This is a genomic window from Amnibacterium sp. CER49 (assembly GCF_029846255.1).
In the GTDB taxonomy this organism is placed as follows: Bacteria; Actinomycetota; Actinomycetes; order Actinomycetales; family Microbacteriaceae; genus Amnibacterium.
This window is the reverse complement of record NZ_JARVWQ010000002.1, coordinates 206,901-226,144: the sequence shown is the minus strand read 5'-3', so window position 1 is coordinate 226,144 and position 19,244 is coordinate 206,901. Positions and strand designations below refer to the sequence as shown.

Below are 19,244 nucleotides of genomic sequence, written 5' to 3'. Positions count from 1 at the left end.
GCCGAAGGTGTCGCGAGACCACCCTCCAGGGGGTGCGCCGAGGTGCATGCGTGCCCGAGAATGGACGCGTGCGGAGCGGGAACGGGGACGAGCCGGGAGCGGGCGACGTCCTCGGCGGCCGCTACGAGATCCTCGGCGAGCTCGGGCGCGGCGGCATGGCGACGGTCTACCGCGGCCGCGACCTGCGCCTCGAGCGGCAGGTCGCCGTCAAGGTGTTCCGCGGCGGCTACGCCGACGCCGTCGATCCGCGGCGCACGGCGCAGGAGATGCACCTGCTCGCCGGCGTCGACCACCCCTCGGTCGTCTCCGTGCTCGACGCCTCCGACGGCGACGGGAGCTTCGGCACGTTCCTCGTCATGGAGCTGGTCGAGGGCGCCGACCTCGGCGCCCTGCTGAAGCGCGCGCGCGGGCCGCTCGACGCCGATCTCGTCCGCCGCGTCGTCGCCGACATCGCGAGCGCGCTCGACATGCTGCACCGCCAGGGCGTCGTGCACCGCGACGTGAAGCCCGGCAACATCCTCGTGCCCGACGCCGCCATGGAGCGCGGCGAGACCCCGGCCGCGAAGCTCACCGACTTCGGCATCGCGCAGATGGTCGACGGGGCGCGCCTCACCGCGCCCGAGTCGATCCTCGGCACGGCCGCGTACCTGAGCCCCGAGCAGGTGCGCGGCTCGCGGCTGCGCCCCGCGAGCGACGTCTACTCCCTCGGCCTCGTGTTCCTCGAGGCGCTCACCGGTCGGCGCGCGTTCCCCGGGCCCGCGGCCGAGGCCGCGATCGCGCGGCTCACCCGTCCGCCGGCACTGCCCGCCGACGCCTCCCCCGCGCTCGCCGAGCTGCTCTCGCGGATGACCGCGCTCGACCCGTCCGTACGGCCCCGCGCCGCTGAGGTCGCCACGCTGCTGTCCTCCGACCTCGCGGGCGCGATCATGGCGCCCGACGCCGTCCACACCGCCGTGACGCCGGTCGCGGGCATCGCCGCCCTCGCGGCGGCGCCGCTCGTGCTCTCCCCCGACTCGACCGCGCCGCACGCCGCGGCGTGGGCCGCCGCCGGCACCGCCGAGCTGCCCGCCGCCGCGCTGGCCGCCGGCTCGATCCGCCCGGTCCCGCCGTCGACCGTCTCGGGCGACCTGCCGGCGATGCCGGGCGGCCCGCACGTGCCCTCCGGCCGGCTGCGCCGCCGGTTCCCGGCGCTGCTCGCGGTCGGCGCCTCGGCGATCATGGCGGCGGTCGCCGGCGTCGCGGTCGCCGCGAGCACCGGCATCTACTCCCCCGGCCCGGGCGCGACCGCGGACGGCCGCAGCGTGCAGAACGGCGCGACCGCCTCCGCACCCGCCTCCTCGTCCGCCGCGGCGAAGCCGAAGGCCCCCGTCGCGCCGGCCGCCGTCACCGACGACCGCGTCGTCGCGCCCTCGGCCTCGTCGAGCCCGAAGGCGACGGCGACCGCGACGCCGACACCGACCCCCACGGTCTCGGCGACGGCCTCCGGCACGCCGAGCGCGACCCCGACCACGACGCCGTCCGCGACCCCCACGGGGTCGGCGACGCCCACGCCGTCGTCGAGCGGGCCGACCTCCTCGTCGAGCCCCGACCCGACCCAGTCGACCCCCGCGCAGGACCCGACGCCGAGCTCCTCCGCGCCTGCCGGCAGCGGCAACAGCAGCGGCTCCAGCAGCGGCGCCACCTCGGGCAGTACCCCCGACAGCGGCGCGCCGCTGCTCGCGGCCGGCGGCTAGGCCGACGCCTCGAGGGCCTGCTCGAGCGTGCGCGCCGGACGCCCCGTGAGGCGCTCCACGTCGTCGGTGACGCGGTCGAGCGCGCCCTCCGCCGCCGCCGTGTAGGTCGACACCCAGGCGTCGAGCTGCCACTGCGCGTCGGTGAAGACGCGCCGGGACTCGTAGGCCTCGGCCAGGGTCTGGTCCTCGAAGCGGAATCGCCGCCCGAGGGCAGCGGTCATCCGCTCCGCGGCCTCCGCGAAGGAGAACGCCTCCGGGCCGGTCAGCGTGTAGACGGCGCCCTCGTGACCCTCCGGCGCCGCGAGCACGGCGGCCGCGACGTCGCCCACGTCGGCGCGGGCGACACCCGCGACACGGCCGTCCCCGGCCGGACCGCGGATCACGCCCTGCTCGTCGGCGAACAGCGGGAAGAAGTCGCTGTAGAGGTTGTCGCGGAGGAACGTCCAGGCCATGCCGCTGTCGCGGAGCGCCTGCTCGGCGTCCCAGTGGTCCCGGCCGAGCGTGAAGACCGCGTCCGGGGCAGCACCGTCGAAGCTCGTGTAGACGACGTGCCGCACGCCCGCGTCGGCCGCGGCCGTGATGAAGCGACGGTGCGCCGTGCGGCGGTGCTCCGACTCCCCCGCCGACACCATGAGCAGCACGTCGACGCCGTCGAGCGCGGCGCGGGCGGCGTCGCGGTCGTCGTAGTCGGCGGCGACGACCTGCGGGTCGCCGTCGATGCGCGGCGCGCGGGCGGGATCCCGGACGATCAGCCGGGAGACGGCCGGTCCGAGGAGGCGGGCGACGCGGCCGCCGATGTGGCCGGTGGAGCCGGTGAGCGCGAGGACGGTCATAGACCGAGTCAAGACGACGGGGCGCCCGGCTGTTCCTGCCTAGGCTCGATCGGTGCCTCCGATCGCCTCGTTCCCCGTCGCCGCCGTCCTCTTCGACATGGACGGCACCCTCATCGACTCGACGCCCGCTGTGGCGCGCTCGTGGCGGCGCTGGGGCGAGCAGTGGGGTGTCGGCGACGTGTTCTCCTCGCACGAGCACGGCCGGCCGGCGCGCCGCATCGTCGAGGAGCACATGCCGCCCGAGCTCGTCGACGAGGCGTTCGCCTCGATCGAGGCCATCGAGGTCGCCGACACCGAGGGCATCGTGCTGCTGCCGGGCGCGGCCCGGCTGCTCGCCGCGCTCCCCCGCGACCGCTGGGCGATCGTCACGTCGTGCAGCCGCCCGCTCGCCGAAGCACGGACGCGGGCGGTCGGCCTCGAGGCGCCGGTCGTCGTCACGGCGAGCGACACCGCGCTCGGCAAGCCGCACCCGGACCCGTACCTCGCAGCGGCGACGAGGCTCGGCCGGGCTCCCGAGCAGTGCCTGGTGGTCGAGGACGCCCCCGCCGGCGTCGCCGCCGCGCGGGCAGCGGGCAGCCCCGTGCTCGGCGTGCTCGGCACGGTGCCCGAGGGCCGGCTCCTCGCCGACGCCGTCGCCTCGAGCCTCGAGCAGGTCGCCGTCGCGGTGCGGGACGACGGCGTCGTGATCACCGTCGGCGAGCGGGCCTAGGATCCGGACGAGGAGGTCCACATGGCCGAGCTCAGCGACAAGGACCGCAAGAAGCTGAAGGACAGCGACTTCGCGGAGCCCGATCAGCGCAAGTACCCGATCGAAGACGAGACGCACGCGCGCAACGCCCTCGGTCGCGTCGCGCAGCACGGCTCCGAGGAGGAGCAGCGCGAGGTGCGGAGACGCGTCGAGGAGCGCTACCCCGATCTGAAGCAGGACTGAGGCCCCGACCGGTCGGCGCCTCCGGGCGCCACCTCACCAGCGGTCGTGGACGGCCTCGCGGAAGTACCGGTCGTAGAGGCCCCGCACGCCGCGGTCGAAGCCCTCGCCGAGCGCGGGCACCTTCGCCGCTGCCGCGTTCGAGCGCGCCTGCTCGACGTTGCGGGCGCCGGGGATGACGCTCGTCACGCCCGGCAGCTGCGCGACCCATGCGATGGCCGCCTGCGCGGGCGTGACGCCCTCGGGGCCCTCGTCGCGCACGAGGCGGGTGAAGTCGCGGGCCGCCGCGACCCCCTGCGCGTAGTCGACGCCCGAGAACGTCTCCCCGACGTCGAACGCCTCGCCGTGGCGGTTGTAGTTGCGGTGGTCGCTCTCCGCGAACGCGGTGCGCTCGTCGTACCGGCCCGACAGCAGACCCGACGCGAGCGGCACCCGGGCGAGGATCCCGACGCCCTCCCGCTGCGCGGTGGGCAGCACCTCGTCGAGCGGCTTCAGCCGGAACGCGTTCAGGATGATCTGCACGCTCGCCACGTGGGGGCGCCGCATCGCGGTGAGCGCCTGCCGCGACTCCTCGACGCTCACGCCGTACGCGGCGATCGCCCCCTCCTCCACGAGGGTGTCGAGCGCGTCGTAGACGGCGTCGGACTCGTAGACCTCCCCCGGCGGGCAGTGCAGCTGCACGAGGTCGAGGGTGTCCTGACCGAGGTTGCGCCGGGAACGGTCGATCCACTCGCGGAAGTGCTCGAGCGTGTACGCCTCGGGCGTCTGCGGCACGCGGCGTCCCATCTTCGTCGCGACCGTGATGGGCAGCGACGGGTTGGCCTGGCGGAACGCCCCGATGATGCGCTCGCTGCGGCCGTCGCCGTACACGTCGGCGGTGTCGAACAGGGTCACGCCGGCGTCGGCCGACGCCTCCAGCACCTCGCGGGCCTGCTCCTCCGACACCTCGCCCCAGTCGCCGCCGAGCTGCCACGTGCCGAGGCCGACGGCCGAGACCTCCCGGCCGGTGCGGCCGAGGACGCGGGAAGGGAGCGCTGCGGTGTCCGTCATGGGAGACGAATCTAGAGGCGGCGCCTGAGCCGTTCCCACGCCGGGACCGCGGGCAGGACCGCCCGTTCTCACGAGGCTCTTCAGCAGCGCACCGCTCGCGCACGCGCTGCGCCCCTACCGTCGGAGACGCCCCGATCGGGACGGACCGGCGAGAGCAGAGCGCCGGGGTCCTCCCGAGGCTCGGGTGCAACGGGAAGGTGGAGGCCCGGTCGCGCATCGCGCGACCGGGCCTCATCCGTTCCTGCCAGCGCCGGTCAGCCGCCGGGCGTGATCGTCACCTCGGTGTGCTGGGGCGCGGCGCTGCCCGCCGCGGGCGACTGCGAGGCGACCGTGCCGTTCGACGAGCCGTTGATCGCCCAGGCGTAGCCCGCCGCGACCAGCGCGTTCTCGGCCGCGGGGACGCTCAGGCCGACCACGTTCGGTACGGTGCCGTTCGCGCTGGACGTCGGCGTCGGCGTCGGCGTCGAGGAGCTCCCGCCGCTCACGTACTGCGGGTCGGGCGTCGGCCAGCTCGTGGCGCCGCCGTAGACCTTGTTGATCGCGGTCTGGATGCCCTTCCACACGCAGTGGCGCTGCGCGGCGGCCTGCGGCAGGTATCCCGCCGGGCAGTAGCTGAAGTCGACCTTGCGCAGGTTCTGACCGCCGCTCACGTTGCCGACCCAGACCGCGGTCGTGACCTTGGAGGTCGACCCGATCATCCAGGTCTGCACCGCCTCGTCGGTGGTGCCGGTCTTGCCGAACTCGTACAGGCCGTCCGGGGTGTCGTCGCCGGAGGCGGTGCCCTGGTAGCCGGCGTCGAAGACCGCGTGCAGCGCGTAGGCCGCCGCGATGGCCACCGACTTCGAGATGACCTGCTTGCAGTCCGGCTTCGGCACCGAGAGCTCGCTGCCGTCGGTCTGCACGACCTTGTCGATCGCGATCGGCCGGCAGAGGCTGCCCTGGTTCGCGATGGTCGCGTAGGCGTTCGCCATCGACAGGGGCGACACCGCGCTCGCGCCGCCGATCACGAACGGCGCGAAGTCGGACAGCTCGCCGCCGGTGGCGGGGTGCACGCCGAACCGCTCGGCGAGGTTCCGGATGTCGCAGAGGTCGAGCTGCGACGCCATCGACGCGAAGGAGCCGTTGATCGACATCGCGGTCGAGCGCAGCACCGTCTGGTTGCCGCCCTCCTCCTTGGTGTCGTTGCCGAAGGTCCACGGGATGCCCTGGTACGGCTTGCCGCACTCGGTGAGCTGCGACGGCTGCAGCGTGCGGGCGTTGCCGTCGACGACGTCGTCGAGCGAGTGGCCGGTCTTCAGCCACTGCAGCAGCGTGAAGAGCTTGAACGTCGAGCCTGGCTGGAAGCCGCCCGAGCCGCCGTAGGCCTGGTCCGTGTTGTAGTTCACGGCGGTCTTCGTCGCGCTCTGCGTGTTCGCGTAGGTCTTGTTCTGCGTCATCGTGATGATGCGCCCGGTGCCGACCTCGAGCGAGATCGCGGAGCCGCCGACGTTGAACACCGGCGAGCTCGCCGGCACGTAGGTCGAGAGGGTCTGCTTCGCGGCGCGCTCGAGCCCGAGGTTCAGCGTCGTGTAGATCTTCCAGCCGGCGCTCTGCAGGTTCGCGTAGCGGTCGTCGTACGTCTTGCCGAAGTGCTTGTCCGCGAGGATCGTCGAGACGACGTAGTCGCAGAAGTACCCGGCGACGCCCGCGGACTGGCAGCCCGTCTGCGTCTCGGTGATCTTCGGCTTCACCACGGTGTTCAGCGCCACCTCGTACTGCGTGGCGTCGATCATGTGGTACTTCAGCTCGTTCGCGAGCACGTAGTTGCGCCGTGCCGTGTTCGCCGGGATGTTGGCCGGTACGTCGAGCTTCAGGTTGCTCGGGTTGTTCACGATCGAGAGCAGGCTCGCAGCCTGCGAGGTCGACAGGTCCTTCGCGTGGATGCCGTAGTAGTACTCGGCCGCCGACTCGATGCCGTAGATCTGACCGCCGAAGCCGGCGATGTTCAGGTAGCCGAGCAGGATCTGGTTCTTCGAGTACTTCTTCTCGAGCGCGATCGCGAGGCGCGCCTCGCGCAGCTTGCGGCCGACGGACGGGTCGGTGCAGACCGCGTAGGCGGCGTCGACCGCCTTCTGGGTGTGCTTCTGCTCGGCCTCCTGCACGCAGACGTTCTTCACGTACTGCTGCGTGATGGTGGAGGCGCCCTGCATGTCCTTGCCGAGCGCGTTCGCGACGGTCGCGCGCAGGATGCCCATCGGGTCGACGGCGCCGTGCTGGTAGAACCGCACGTCCTCGGCCGCGACCGCGGCGTCCTTCACCGTCTGCGGGATGTCGTTCCAGGGGATGACGTCGCGGTTCTGCGTGTAGAAGGACGCGAGCAGCACGTCCTTCGCCCCGTCCTTCGCGTAGATGCGGGTCTTCTGATCGAGTCGGGCGATCTTGAGATCGGCCGGCAGGTTCTCGAACAGCCCGATCCCGCTGCTGGCGGTGCTGCCGGTCAGCGCGATCGCGGGCGTGACGGCCACGGCGACCATGACGCCGGCGATCACGGCGACGGCGATCATGCCGATCAGCGCGGAGAAGGCGGTTCCGAATCGACGGGTTGCGGAGCCGGGCATCGGAAGATGGTACGAACACATCCGTCGCCACGCCGCGCAGGAGCGGCGCGTCGTGCGCGATCTGTTACGAAATCCGAAGGAAGCGTGTGAGCGCAGGGACGGAACCCGGCGGGGCGGAGGCGGTCGCGCAGCGGCTCTACGGCCTGCCGCTCGGCGACTTCATCGGCGCCCGCACCGAGCAGGTGCGGGCCGCGCGGACCGAGGGCGACCGCGCGCTCGCGACCGCGATCGGTGCGCTCGCGAAACCGACCGTCGCCGCCTGGCTCGTGAACCGCCTGACGCGGGAGCGGGCGGACCAGACGACCCAGCTGCTCGACCTCGGCGCCTCGCTGCGGCAGGCCACCGCGGAGCTCGACGCGGCGGCGCTGCGCGAGCTCGGCGTCCAGCGCCGGCGCCTCGTGAACCGGGTGGCCGCGGAGGCCGCCGACCTCGCCGCGGGCGACGGCCGGCATCCCGCGCAGGGGGTGCTCGACGAGGTCGCCGCCACCTTGAACGCCGCGATGGTGAGCGACGCGGCGGCCGTCGCGGTGGCGACGGGGCGGCTCGTGAAGGCGCTGCCGGTGGAGGGCATCGACGGCGCCGAGCTCGACGAGTACGTCGCGCTCCCCCCGCTCACGCCCGGGGGCGAGGGACGGCAGCGGCTGCGCGCGGTGCCTTCGCCTGCGGCACCGGCAGCACCGGCGGCACCGAGCGCGGAGGAGCGCCGCCGCCTGCGGGAGCGCGAGGAGGCGCAGCGCGCGGTCGAGGCGGCCGATCGGGCGCTGCAGCGCGCCGAGCGTCGCGCCGCCGACACCGGCGACGCGGTGGAGGACGGCGAGGGGCGAGTGGATGCGCTCACGCGCCGCACCGACGGGCTCCGGGAGCGGCTCGACGAGCTGCGCCGGCAGCTGCACGAGGCCGAGGACGAGCTGCAGGACGCCGAGGACGTGCTCACCGGCGCCCGGACGGCCCAGCGGGCGGCGCGGCGCGAGGTGGACGACGCGCGCGAGGCGCTCGATCGGGCGCGGGACGCGGAACGCCGGCTGGCGTGACCTCGGGCGCCGCGGGGCGCCTCAGTCGGCGGCGAGCACGGACTCGAGCTCGGGCAGCCGCTCCTTCGGCAGCAGCACGCGGCGCGGCGCGGTGCCGGCGGCGGGTCCGACGAGCCGGCGCTGCTCGAGGTCGTCGAGGATGCGGCGTGCCCGCGAGTACGGCACATGCAGCTCGCGCTGCAGGCGGGCCGCGGAGGCGTACTGCGTGGCGACGACGAGCCGAGCGGCGCGGGCGACGTCCCGATCGATCTCCGCGGATCGCGCGCCGGGCCGGGCCGGGCCGCTCCGGACCGGGTCGCTCCGGACGGGCTCCACGAGCGGAGCCGGAGCCACGGGCGCCTCGGTCGGCTGCAGCACCTCTCGGCGCTCGGCGGCGAGCGCCGCTGCCAGCTCGGCGCGGCCGGCGGCCAGCTGCTCGTCGGCCTCCCGCTGCAGCGCGGTGCCGATGGCGAGCACGGCCCAGGCGCTGAGGGCGATGCCGGCCAGCGCGCCGAGCGGCCACACGAAGACGAGCAGCACGACCACGACGGCGAGGCCGCCGACGAGGAGCAGGGTGGCGCGGAGATCGAGGATCGGTGCGGGCACGGGCGTCCTTCCGAGGTGCGGGACGACCGCCGAGGGTGCGGCGGCGGGCGCATCGCGCCCTGCACCGGGCCGCCAGCGAAGCCGCGGCACCGGTGGAACGGGTCCCGGGCCGACCCGCCCGTCCCATCCTGCCCACGCGCTCGCCCGGGTCTCCACCCCATCCGGCACCTTCGGAGCGCCCTCTCGGGCTCCGGCCCGGGTCAGGCGTGCAGCAGGCGCAGCAGATCCGCGGCGGCGTCCGGCGCGACGAGCACGTCGCGCGGGCGGTCGCCGCGGGTCGGCCCCACGAAGCCCTCGTCCTCGAGGAGCATCAGCAGCTCGTACGCCCGCGCCGACGGCACGTCGAGCTCGCGCTCGAGCATCTCGGGCGTCGCCCACTGCGAGCGGGTGACGAGCACCGCCGCGTCGGCGAAGTCGTCCCAGTCGTCGCCGAGCCGCACGCGCAGCCGGCGGAACTCCTGCCACAGGTCGTCGTCGCCCGCCTCGTCGAGCTCGAGCGGCTCCGCGAGCGCCTCGCGCTCGTTCCGGCGCTGCACGACCACCCCGACGATCACGGTGGCGGCGATCCCGAGCAGCAGGCCGAGTCCGACGCCGAGCGGCCAGTAGAACCACAGGCCGAGCCCGACGACGCCCACGCACAGGATCGCCACCACCGTCGCAACCCGTTCCGGCTGCGCCTCTTCCGACACGGTTCCCCCCAGATCCGATGTGGACGTCGCGAGGCCGATGGCGCTTCCCCCGAGGCGCCCCCCGCGACAGGTCCAAGCATCCGCCGCGCGGGCGCGGAACGCGCGGCGCGACCTGCCCCCAGAGTGCGGGACCGGACGACGGAGGGCACCCGCGCCGGGGTGCCTACAGGGCGACGACCGGCTCGCCGGGCACCGAGAGGGTGAGCACCGCGCGGAGCACATGGGGGCGTTGCTGGAGCTCCTCGGCGATGCGCCGGAGCGACTGCGCGACGTCCGACTCGCGCTCGTCGCCCTCGAGGTCGACCGCGGCGACGAGGAAGACCGACCCGGGGCCGACGTACTCGAGGTGCAGGTAGGTGACGCCCTTGATGTCCGGGCGCTCCGTGAGCATCGCGAGCGCGGCACGCAGGATCTTCGGGTCGACGGCCTCCCCGATGAGGAAGCGGCGGTTCTGCTGGATGAGGATGACCGCGACCACGCCGAGCACGAGCCCGACGGCGATCGAGCCTGCCGCGTCCCACAGCGCCACGCCGGTGAGCTCGTGGAGCGTGATGCCGATGGCGGCGATCACGATGCCGACGAGCGCCGCGAGGTCCTCGAAGAAGACGGCCCGGACCGTGGGGTCCGAGGTGTTCAGGGTGTACGACAGCAGCTCGCGGTCGGCCGCGGAGGCGGCCCCGCGCACCTGGCTCAGCGCGCGCACGAACGAGACCCCTTCGAGGACGAACGAGACGCCGAGCACGATGTAGTTGACGAGCACCTCCTCGGCCGGCCCCTTCGAGGTGAGCTCGCTGATGCCGTGCTGGATCGACACGACCGCGCCGACCGTGAACAGGCCGACGGCGGCGAACATCGACCAGACGTAGGAGTCACGGCCGTAGCCGAGCGGGTGGGCGCCGTCCGGCGGCTTCTGGGCCCGCTTGCCGGCGATGTAGAGGAACACCTCGTTCCCGGCGTCGGCCCACGAGTGCAGCGCCTCGGCGAACATCGATGCCGAAGCCGTGAGGAGCGCCGCGACGGTCTTCGCGATCGCGATGGCGAGGTTCGCGGCGAACGCGACGAGCACGGTGACGAGCGACTCGCCGCCCTGGCCGGAGCCCGCCTCGGACATCGCGATCCCTCGTCGGTCAGGCGGAGACGGGCTCGGTGACGGCGGAGAGCTGCTCGAGCTCCTGCCGCGTGAGCGTCACCCGGGCCGCCTGCAGCAGGTCGCCCACCTGCTCGGGGGTGCGCGCGCTCGCGATCGGCGCCGCGACGTGGGCCTGCGCGGCGAGCCAGGCGAGCGCGATCGCGGGAACGCTCACGCCCTGCGCCGCGGCGACGTCGTCGAGCACGTCGAGGAGGTCGACCGCGCGGGGGTCGTCGAGGTGCTTCGCGGCGCTGCCGGCGCGCTTCGAGTCGACGGTGGCGCCCGGCCGGTACTTGCCGGTGAGGAAGCCGCTCGCGAGCGAGGAGTACGGCACCTCGACCATGCCGAGGGTCCCGAGGGTCGGCAGCAGGTCGATCTCCGCGTCGCGCGCGACGAGGCTGTACTCGTCCTGCGCGACCGTGTACGGGGTGAGGCCGGCGGACGACGCGACCTCGGCCGCCTCACGGAGGCGGGCGGGGCTGTGGTTCGAGGCGCCGAGCTCGCGCACCTTGCCGTCGCGGACGAGGCGATCGAACGCCGTGAGCGTCTCCTCGAGCGGCACCTCCTGGTCGTCGCGGTGCGCGAAGTAGAGGTCGATCCGGTCGGTCTGCAGGCGCCGCAGCGAGTCCTCCACCGCCGCCGCGATGTTCCTCGCGGACAGGCCGTGGCGCTCGGGGTGGCTGTACACCTTCGTCGCGAGCACGACGTCGTCGCGGCGCCCACGCGAGGCGAACCACTCGCCGATGATCGACTCGGACTCGCCGCCGGAGTTGCCCTCGATCCAGGCCGAGTAGACGTCGGCCGTGTCGATCGACCGACCTCCCCCGTCGACGAAGGCGTCGAGCACGCGGAAGGACTGCTCCCTGTCGGTCGTCCAGCCGAACACGTTGCCGCCCAGCATCACCGGGCCGAAGTCGAGCGCCGTCATGTTCTCTCCCTGAAGGTCTCCGCCCGTCAGTCAGCCAGATCCCGCCTCCGAACGAGCCGAACGTGACGGATCAGCCGCCTTCGAGCGCGGCGCGCCGCGCCGCTCGGCGCAGCTCCATCTCGTGCATGACGACCGCGGCGAGGTCGACGAGGCTGTCGCGCGCATCCGGCTCGAGCGTGCGCGGCCACACGTCGAGCACGCAGAGCATCCCGATCCGCACCCGGTCGGGCGTCGTCAGGGGCACGGCCGCGAAGAACCGCACCCGGTCGGGCCCGGTGACGAGCGGGTCGTCGGCGGTGCGCGGGTCGGCCGCGGCGTCCTCGACCACGGTCGGGCCCGCGTCGTCGAGGGCGAGCGAGGCGAGCGCGCCGCGCGGCACGGCGGGCGAGGCGAGCCCGATGCGCGACTTGAACCAGAGGGCGTCGCCGTCGGGGAAGGCGATCGCCGCGAGCGGTGTCTCGACGATGCGCGCCGCGAGGGCGGTGATGCGGTCGAAGGCGTCGTCGGGCGGCGTGCCGAGCACGCCGTAGGCGCGGAGGGCGTCCGCGCGCTCGCCGTCGCCCTGGCGAGCGGGACGGCCGGGGCGGTGCCGCGCGGTCTCCTCGACGACGAGCTGACGGAAGGCGAGCACGAGGTCCGGCAGCGCCGGCCGGTCCTCGGGACGCCGGGCCAGCATCCCCGCGAGCACGCCCCGCCACTCGGGCGGGAGGTCGGCGGGGATCTCGGGGGCGCGGACGAGCCGTTCCCGGGCCGCCGCGGCGGGCTCGCCCGGGTACTCCATCCGCCCGGTGATGCACTCGAGCAGCACCAGGCCGAGCGAGTAGACGTCGCTCGGCGGTCCGACGGGCTCCCCCGCCACCTGCTCGGGGCTGAGGTAGGCCGCGGTGCCGGTGCGGAGGTCGTCGCCCTCCTGCCCGACGCCGAGCGCGGCGATGCCGAAGTCGGCGAGCTTCACGCGCGGGCGCCGGTCGGCGCCGTAGTCGAGCAGCAGCACGTTCGCCGGCTTCACGTCGCGGTGCACCACGCCGTGCTCGTGCACGTACTGCAGGGCGTCGGTGAGGTCGAAGCCGAAGTGCGCCACCTGCCGCAGGGTGAGCGACCCGGAGCGGAGCAGCTCCTTCAGGTCGTGGCCCTCGACGAGCTCCATGACGAGGAACACCTGCGGCGTCCCGTCGGCGGTGAGGTCGACGCCCGCGTCGAGGAGCATGACGAGGCCGTGCATGCTCAGCGAGGCGAGCAGCCGCGCCTCGGCCTCCTGCTGGCGGATCTCGGCGGCGTCGACGGCCCGTGCCGTGAAGACCTTGACCGCCACCTCGCGGCCGAGCAGCTCGTCCATCGCCCGGTAGACGACGGCTTTGCCCCCGCTGCCGAGCACGGAGCGGAGCCGGTAGCGGCCCTGCAGCACCCGCTGCGGGACCGGGGCGTCCGGTGCTGCCATCGACTCCTCTTCCGCGCTCGGATCCTATCGGCGCGCCCTCCCCGCGGTGCGGGAGGATGCTCGCCATGACCGACGGGCACCACGCCGAGATCGAGCGCAAGTACGCGGTGGGCGAGGCCGCGGTGGTCCCGGACCTCGCGCAGGTGCCGGGGGTGGCAGAGGCACGGCCGGTCGCTGCGGCGCACCTCGAGGCCGTCTACTTCGACACCGCCGACCGCGTGCTCGCCCGCGCGCGCATCGCGCTCCGCCGCCGCCGCGGCGGTCACGACTCCGGCTGGCACGTGAAGCTGCCTGCGGCCGTGGGGCGCACCGAGGTGCACGGCGAGATCGACGAGCGCTCCCCCGACACGCCGCCGCCGGCGGTGCTCGACGCCGTGCGCTCCCGCGTGCGGGACGCCGCGCTCGAGCCGATCGCCCGCATCGAGACGACCCGCACCGCCGTGCTGCTCGTCGACGCGACCGGGACCGAGCGGGTCGAGTTCGCGGACGACGTGGTGCGGGCGACCGACGTCGCCCGCGGCGTGCTGCGCGCCTGGCGGGAGTGGGAGGCGGAGCAGGTCGGCGATGCCCCCGCGGTCTCCGCGCGGCTGCTCGACGCCCTCGAGCCGGTGCTGCTCTCGGCGGGCGCCCGGCCGTCGGTGAGCCCGTCGAAGCTCGCGCAGGCGCTCGGTGAGACGGGCGACGAGGAGCCGCCTGCCGCGAGCACCGCGGGCGAAGCGGTGCGACGCCTGATCGCCGCCCAGGTCGAGCAGCTGCACCGCGACGCCTTCGCGCTGCAGCACGGCGGCGCCGAGGCGGTGCACGGGATGCGCAAGACCGTGCGGCGCCTCCGCGCCCTCCTCGCCCTCGACGACGTGGTCGGCCCCGCGGGGCGCCGGCTGCGGGACCGCCTCCGCCTCGTCGGCGCGACCCTCGGCGACGCCCGTGACGCCACCGTCGCCGCGGCGACCGCCGCCGCCCTGCTCGACGCGCTCCCGGCGACGGTGCCCGGCATCGACGCGGCGCGGCGCCGCCTCGTGGATTCGGCGGACGAGCGGGCCGCCGAGGCGCAGCGTCGCGCCGTCGCCGCCTTCCGGGCCGACGCGCACCTCGACCTGCTCGCCGACCTCGACGCCTTCGCCCGCACCCTGCCGTCGGGGCCGGACGCGCTCGAGCCCCCGGACCTGCTCCCCCGTCTCGCCACCGCGGCGGTCGGCCGGGCCGCGCGCCGCTCGCGGCATCTCGACGAGTCGCTGTCGGCGCTCCACGACGCCCGGAAGGCCGCGAAGCGCGCCCGCTACCTCATCGAGTCGCTCGACGACGCCGGGCTGCTCAGCCGCGGCTCCTCGCTGCGACGGCTCGCGCGGCGGGCCGAGCGCGTCCACGACGCGATCGGCCGGCACCGCGACCTCGCGCTCCTCGTCGACGAGCTGCCGTTCGTGTCGCAGCGGGCCGCGGCGGACGGCGAGAACGCCTACGTCTACGGCGTGGTCGCGGAGCGGGGCGGCCGCGAGCTCGACCGGCTCCGCGCCCGCATCGACCGGGCCGTCGCGAAGCTCGCCGCTGCCGCCCGGTAGCGCGCCGCCTACCCGTCCCCGGGGCGACCCGCCGCGCTCCGGGGCGGGTTGCGGATCCCGGCGAGCGAGACGAGGCCGCCCGCGGCGAGCAGCGCGGCCGTGACGAGCGAGGCCCGGATGAAGCCCGGCACGGCGACGACGCCGCCGAGCACGAAGCCGACGCAGGCCGTGGCGACGAGTCCGGCGACCCGCGCGACGGCGTTGTTCACGGCGGAGCCGATGCCGCTCTCCGACGCGGGCACGGCACCGAGCACCGCGGCCGTGAGCGGCGCGACCGTGGCCGCGACGCCGATCCCGGAGAGCACCACGCCGGCGACGAGCAGCGGCACCGCGCCCTCGGGTGAGCGCACGAACGACATGACGACCGCGCCGGTCGCGGCGACGAGCGGTCCCACGGTCATGAACAGCCGCGGCCCGAACCGGCCGGCGAGCGCCCCGAACCGGCCGGAGAGCAGGATCATCAGCACCGTCGAGGGCAGACCGACGAGCGCGGCGGCCGTCGCGGGCAGCCGCACGACCTGCTGCAGGAAGAGGGCCGGGACGAAGCCGAGCAGGTTGAGGCCCGCGTAGATGAACAGCGTCGCGGCGTTGCCGGCCGCGAAGTTGCCCGACCGGAAGAGCGCCGGCGGCACGAGGGGCGCCGTCGTGCGGCGGTCCACGACCACGAACCCGACGAGCAGCACGGCGCCCGTGACGAGCAGCGCGGTACCCGCCCACGGTGGCAGCGTGCTCCGCTCGGCGCCGAGCTGGATGAGGCCGGTGACGACGCCGGCGAGACCGAGCGCCGCGAGCGCCGCGGAGAGCACGTCGAACCGCGCCGCCTCCTCGGTGCGCGCCTCGTCGCGGGCGCGGCCGAGCAGCAGGAGCGCGCCGAGCGCGGGCAGCACCGAGAGCGCGAAGACGCTCCGCCAGCCGACCGCGTCGACGAGCAGGCCGCCGACGAGCGGCCCGACCAGGAACGAGACGCTCGTCCACGCCGTCCAGCGGCCGATCGCGCGGCCCTGCGCGTCGCCCTCGAACGTCGCGATGATGAGCGACAGCGACCCCGGCACGAGCAGCGCTCCCGCGACGCCCTGCAGCAGCCGCGCGATCACGAGCACGACGCCCGTGGGGCTGATCGCGCAGAGCAGGCTCGTGACGGTGAACGCGACGACCGCGATCCGCAGCACGCGCAGCCGGCCGAAGCGGTCCGACACGGCGCCGGCGACGAGGATCAGCGCCGAGAGGGTGAGCAGGTAGCCGTCGACGACCCACTGCTGCAGCACCACCCCGCCGTGGAGGTCGCGGTCGATCGCGGGGAGGGCGATGTTCACGATCGAGCCGTCGAGGAACGCCACGAACGAGGCGAGGATCGCCGCCCAGAGCAGGCGCTGCGCGGCCGGTCCCGTCGCGGTCGCCGGAACCGTCGCCTCGCTCATCGGGATCAGTATCGGCCCGCGGAGCAGGATGGGCGCGTGCCGAGCCTCGGAGACGTGCCGCTGCCGACGATCCGGGCCGGCAGCCCGAGGCTGACCGGGGTGCTCGGCGTGCCCGACGGCGACGGCCCCTGGGCCGGCATCGTGATCGTGCACGAGGCGTTCGGCGTGACGGACGTGATGCGCCGTCAGGTCGAGCGGTGCGCCGCAGCCGGGTTCGTCGTGCTGATGCCCGACCTCTTCGCCGACGGCGGGCCGCGTCGCTGCCTCCGCGCCACCTTCCGCGACCTCGTCCGCGGCGCGGGCCGCGCGTTCGACGACGTCGATTCGGCCCGCCGGGTGCTCGCCGGCCGCGACGACTGCACGGGGCGCGTCGGGGTGCTCGGCTTCTGCATGGGCGGCGCGTTCGCGCTGCTGCTCGCGCAGGGCACGGGGTACGGCGCGTCGGGCGTGAGCTACGGCCGGCTCCCCCGGCGGCTCGACGAGCACCTGGTCGGCGCGTGCCCGATGGTCGGCTCCTACGGCGCCCGCGACCTCAGCCTGCGCGGGTCCGCCGCGCGGCTCGAGGCGGCCCTCGTGCGGCACGGCGTGCCGCACGACGTGAAGGAGTACCCGGGCGCCGGGCACGCGTTCCTCGACGACGAGCCGCCGCGGACCGGCAACGCCGTGCTGGATCTCGTGATGCAGCAGGTGCTCCACCTCGACCCCGCCCTGGAGGCCGCCGCAGACGCGTGGCGCCGCATCGACGGCTTCTTCCGGCAGCACCTGGGCGCGACGGGCTAGCGGGTCGGCGGGCCGCCGCGCGGATCCTGGGGCAGCCGCTCCTGCAGCGCGGCGATCTGCGCGGTGAGCTCCTCGACCCGCGCGGCGAGCGCGTCGACGTGCTGGGCCGTCACGGCCTCGGAGGCGCGGTCGGCGTCCGCGACCCGCTCGACCATCCAGCTCGCGATCGTCGCGGTGATCACCCCGAGCAGGGCGAGGCCCGCCACCATGAGCCCGACCGCGACGAGACGCCCCTCGAGCGTCACCGGCACCCGCTCGCCGTAGCCGACCGTGGTCACCGTCTCGCACGCCCACCAGAGCGCATCGCCGAAGTCGCGGATCTGCGAGCCGGCCGCGTGCCGCTCGGCCTCCAGCTCGGCGAGCGAGGCGAGGTAGACGAGGAGCGCCGCCGTACCGAGCACGTACCCCGTCACCCGGCCCCGCAGCCACGTGCCGGTGGCGCGGCGCAGCAGGTCGAACAGGGTGAGCAGCCGCAGCAGCCGCAGCGGCCGAAGCATCGGCAGCACGACCACCAGGAACTGCGGCACGTGCTGCGCGAACCAGAGCAGGCGGTGCTCCGCGAGCGCGAGCATGACCACGTAGTCGATGACGAAGACGATCCAGATCCCCCACATCGTCCACTCGGCGACCTCCGCCGCGCCCCCGTGGAGGTCGGCGAGCACGCTCACCGAGTAGACGACGAGGAAGAGCAGCGCCGCGAGCGTGATCGGCCAGTCGGTGCGCCTGCGCCACTGCTCCTGCGTGAGCCGCCCTGCCATGCCCGGAGTGTAGGGACCGGGTGGCGGACACGGAACGCCCGGGACCGGAGGGGCGGGCACCCAGGCCCACATGGTCGGATCGCCGCGATGACCGACACCGAGATCGAGATCGAGACGATGCGCAGCGAGGCCTCCGGGCGCCGCGGCGCCGAGATCGAGCGCGTCGCCCGCGACGTGTTCGGCTGGGACCCGCTGCGGCCCGGCCTCGAGCGCTGCGTCGCCGCCGTGCTGAACGGCCACGACGTGCTCGGGGTGATGCCGACCGGGTACGGCAAGAGCGCCGCCTACCGCATCGCGGGGGCGATGCTGCCCGGCACGACGGTGATCGTCTCGCCGCTCATCGCCCTGCAGGCCGACCAGCTGCGGCACCTCGACGAGACACCCGGTACGCGTCCGGCCGCGATCGTGAACTCGACGGTGCCGCAGGGGAAGGTCGAGCGGGCCTGGGAGCAGCTCGACTCGGGCGAGCTCGGCTACCTCTTCCTCTCCCCCGAGCAGCTCGCGAACGACGAGGTCGTCGAGCGCCTCGCGCGCGCCGACGTGTCGCTGTTCGCCGTCGACGAGGCGCACTGCGTGTCGTCCTGGGGACACGACTTCCGGCCCGACTACCTGCGGCTCGGCGAGGTGGCCGAGCGCATCGGGCGCCCGCCGGTGCTCGCGCTCACCGCGACCGGCTCACGCCCGGTGCGCGAGGAGATCATCGACCGGCTGCGGATGCACGACGTCCGGATCCTCACCCACGGCTTCGACCGGCCGAACATCCACCTCGCGGTCGTCCGGCACGCCGAGGCGTCGGAGAAGCGGCAGGCCCTGCTCGACGAGGCGGCGGGCTCCGAGCACCCGGGGCTCGTCTACGTCGCCACCCGCCGCGACACCGAGGAGTACGCCGCGGCCCTCGCCGGGCGGGGCGTCGCCGCGGAGGGCTACCACGGGGCGCTGCCGGCGAAGCGACGCCGGGCGCTGCACGAGGCCTTCGCCGGCGGGGAGGCCGCGGTGATGGTCGCGACGAGCGCGTTCGGGATGGGCATCGACAAGGCCGACATCCGCTTCGTGCTGCACGACGCCCCACCGGAGAGCGTCGACGAGTACTACCAGGAGCTCGGCCGCGCCGGGCGCGACGGCGATCCGGCGAGGGCCGTGCTGCACTACCGCCAGGAGGACCTCGGCCTCCGCACGTTCTTCACGGCCACCGTGCCGAGGAAGGGCGATCTCAAGAAGGTCCTCGCAGCGCTCGGCACCACCGCCGACCTGAAGGAGGCGGCCGCGCAGGCGGGGATGAGCGTGCGGCGCGCGACCTCGCTCGCGAACCTCTTCGAGGAGGCGGGCGTGCTCCGCATCGTCGAGGGGCGCGCGCTGCCGCTGCAGGACGAGATCCACCTCGACGAGGCCGTCGCCGCCGCTCAGGAGCGGGCCGAGTCGCGGCAGCGCATCGACCAGTCGCGCCTCGCGATGATGCGCTCGTACGCCGAGACGACGCAGTGCCGCCGGCAGTACCTGCTCGCCTACTTCGGCGACGAGGAGACCGGGCTCTGCGGCGCCTGCGACAACTGCGAGAGCGGCCAGGCCGAGCGGTACGCCGACGAGCGGGCGCCGGAGTCCGGCGACCAGCCCTTCCCCGTCGACGCGCCCGTGCACCACGCCGAGTGGGGCGACGGGCGCGTGATGGGCGTCGAAGAGGACCGCATCACGGTCTTCTTCGAGTCCGAGGGCTACCGGGTGCTGTCGATCCCCGCCGTGCAGGAGCACGGCCTGCTCACCGTGACGGATCCTTCAGGCGCCGCCGCCTAACGT

At 74.7% G+C, this 19,244-nt stretch carries 17 protein-coding genes; 7 read left to right on the top strand and 10 right to left on the bottom strand.

Annotated features, from left to right (window positions below; genetic code table 11):
- Positions 1–68: 68 nt before the first annotated feature.
- Positions 69–1,733 (top strand): serine/threonine-protein kinase, encoded by a 1,665-nt coding sequence (locus tag QDR37_RS11030; protein ID WP_279713814.1) that lies wholly within the window; start codon positions 69–71, stop codon positions 1,731–1,733.
- On the opposite strand, the gene QDR37_RS11025 is transcribed toward QDR37_RS11030, so the two are convergent.
- Entirely contained in the window at positions 1,730–2,566 is an 837-nt protein-coding gene (locus QDR37_RS11025; RefSeq protein WP_279713813.1) for an SDR family oxidoreductase, read from the bottom strand. The two genes, QDR37_RS11030 and QDR37_RS11025, sit on opposite strands and share 4 nt — an antisense overlap.
- A gap of 52 nt (positions 2,567–2,618) precedes the next feature.
- On the opposite strand from QDR37_RS11025, the gene QDR37_RS11020 reads away from it, so the two are divergent.
- On the top strand, positions 2,619–3,275 hold the full coding sequence (locus tag QDR37_RS11020) for an HAD-IA family hydrolase (RefSeq protein ID WP_279713811.1): 657 nt from the start codon (positions 2,619–2,621) through the stop codon (positions 3,273–3,275).
- Between the two features lie 21 nt (positions 3,276–3,296).
- A complete protein-coding gene (locus QDR37_RS11015; RefSeq protein ID WP_279713809.1) occupies positions 3,297–3,497 on the top strand; it encodes a DUF6582 domain-containing protein in 201 nt (66 codons plus the stop codon).
- 33 nt (positions 3,498–3,530) lie between these two features.
- Here QDR37_RS11015 and QDR37_RS11010 read toward each other — a convergent pair whose 3' ends face one another.
- Positions 3,531–4,544, bottom strand: coding sequence for an aldo/keto reductase (locus QDR37_RS11010; RefSeq protein WP_279713808.1), 1,014 nt, complete (start codon positions 4,542–4,544; stop codon positions 3,531–3,533).
- A 254-nt stretch (positions 4,545–4,798) separates the two neighbouring features.
- Positions 4,799–7,141 (bottom strand): penicillin-binding protein, encoded by a 2,343-nt coding sequence (locus QDR37_RS11005; protein ID WP_279713807.1) that lies wholly within the window; start codon positions 7,139–7,141, stop codon positions 4,799–4,801.
- An 86-nt stretch (positions 7,142–7,227) separates the two neighbouring features.
- Between QDR37_RS11005 and QDR37_RS11000 the strand changes: the two genes are divergently transcribed.
- A complete protein-coding gene (locus QDR37_RS11000; RefSeq protein WP_279713806.1) occupies positions 7,228–8,172 on the top strand; it encodes a hypothetical protein in 945 nt (314 codons plus the stop codon).
- 21 nt (positions 8,173–8,193) lie between these two features.
- Here the strand turns inward: QDR37_RS11000 and QDR37_RS10995 are convergent, their stop codons facing one another.
- The 5 genes from QDR37_RS10995 to QDR37_RS10975 all read right to left on the bottom strand — a co-directional run bounded on the left by QDR37_RS10995 (position 8,194) and on the right by QDR37_RS10975 (position 12,941).
- On the bottom strand, positions 8,194–8,757 hold the full coding sequence (locus tag QDR37_RS10995) for a DNA translocase FtsK (RefSeq protein ID WP_279713805.1): 564 nt from the start codon (positions 8,755–8,757) through the stop codon (positions 8,194–8,196).
- Between the two features lie 200 nt (positions 8,758–8,957).
- Positions 8,958–9,410, bottom strand: a complete 453-nt coding sequence (locus tag QDR37_RS10990) for a DNA translocase FtsK (RefSeq protein WP_279713804.1) — start codon at positions 9,408–9,410, stop codon at positions 8,958–8,960.
- Positions 9,411–9,609: 199 nt separating this feature from the next.
- A complete protein-coding gene (locus tag QDR37_RS10985) occupies positions 9,610–10,557 on the bottom strand; it encodes a cation diffusion facilitator family transporter (RefSeq protein ID WP_279713803.1) in 948 nt (315 codons plus the stop codon).
- A gap of 16 nt (positions 10,558–10,573) precedes the next feature.
- Positions 10,574–11,503 carry an aldo/keto reductase gene (locus QDR37_RS10980; RefSeq protein ID WP_279713802.1) on the bottom strand — a complete coding sequence of 310 codons (930 nt, stop codon included), beginning with the start codon at positions 11,501–11,503 and terminating at the stop codon, positions 10,574–10,576.
- Positions 11,504–11,573: 70 nt separating this feature from the next.
- A complete protein-coding gene (locus tag QDR37_RS10975; protein WP_279713801.1) occupies positions 11,574–12,941 on the bottom strand; it encodes a GAF domain-containing serine/threonine-protein kinase in 1,368 nt (455 codons plus the stop codon).
- Between the two features lie 65 nt (positions 12,942–13,006).
- Here QDR37_RS10975 and QDR37_RS10970 point away from each other — a divergent pair, with 65 nt between their 5' ends.
- Positions 13,007–14,497, top strand: coding sequence for a CYTH and CHAD domain-containing protein (locus QDR37_RS10970; RefSeq protein WP_279713800.1), 1,491 nt, complete (start codon positions 13,007–13,009; stop codon positions 14,495–14,497).
- Positions 14,498–14,505: 8 nt separating this feature from the next.
- Here the strand turns inward: QDR37_RS10970 and QDR37_RS10965 are convergent, their stop codons facing one another.
- Positions 14,506–15,915 (bottom strand): MFS transporter, encoded by a 1,410-nt coding sequence (locus QDR37_RS10965; protein WP_279713799.1) that lies wholly within the window; start codon positions 15,913–15,915, stop codon positions 14,506–14,508.
- A gap of 36 nt (positions 15,916–15,951) precedes the next feature.
- Between QDR37_RS10965 and QDR37_RS10960 the strand changes: the two genes are divergently transcribed.
- Positions 15,952–16,695: a dienelactone hydrolase family protein gene (locus QDR37_RS10960; RefSeq protein ID WP_279713798.1), complete on the top strand. Its 744-nt coding sequence runs from the start codon at positions 15,952–15,954 to the stop codon at positions 16,693–16,695.
- On the opposite strand, the gene QDR37_RS10955 is transcribed toward QDR37_RS10960, so the two are convergent.
- Complete coding sequence (locus QDR37_RS10955; RefSeq protein ID WP_279713797.1) at positions 16,692–17,453, bottom strand: ion channel; 762 nt, start codon at positions 17,451–17,453, stop codon at positions 16,692–16,694. The two genes, QDR37_RS10960 and QDR37_RS10955, sit on opposite strands and share 4 nt — an antisense overlap.
- Before the next feature lie 87 nt (positions 17,454–17,540).
- On the opposite strand from QDR37_RS10955, the gene QDR37_RS10950 reads away from it, so the two are divergent.
- Complete coding sequence (locus tag QDR37_RS10950; RefSeq protein WP_279713796.1) at positions 17,541–19,241, top strand: RecQ family ATP-dependent DNA helicase; 1,701 nt, start codon at positions 17,541–17,543, stop codon at positions 19,239–19,241.
- The last annotated feature ends 3 nt before the right edge of the window (positions 19,242–19,244 follow it).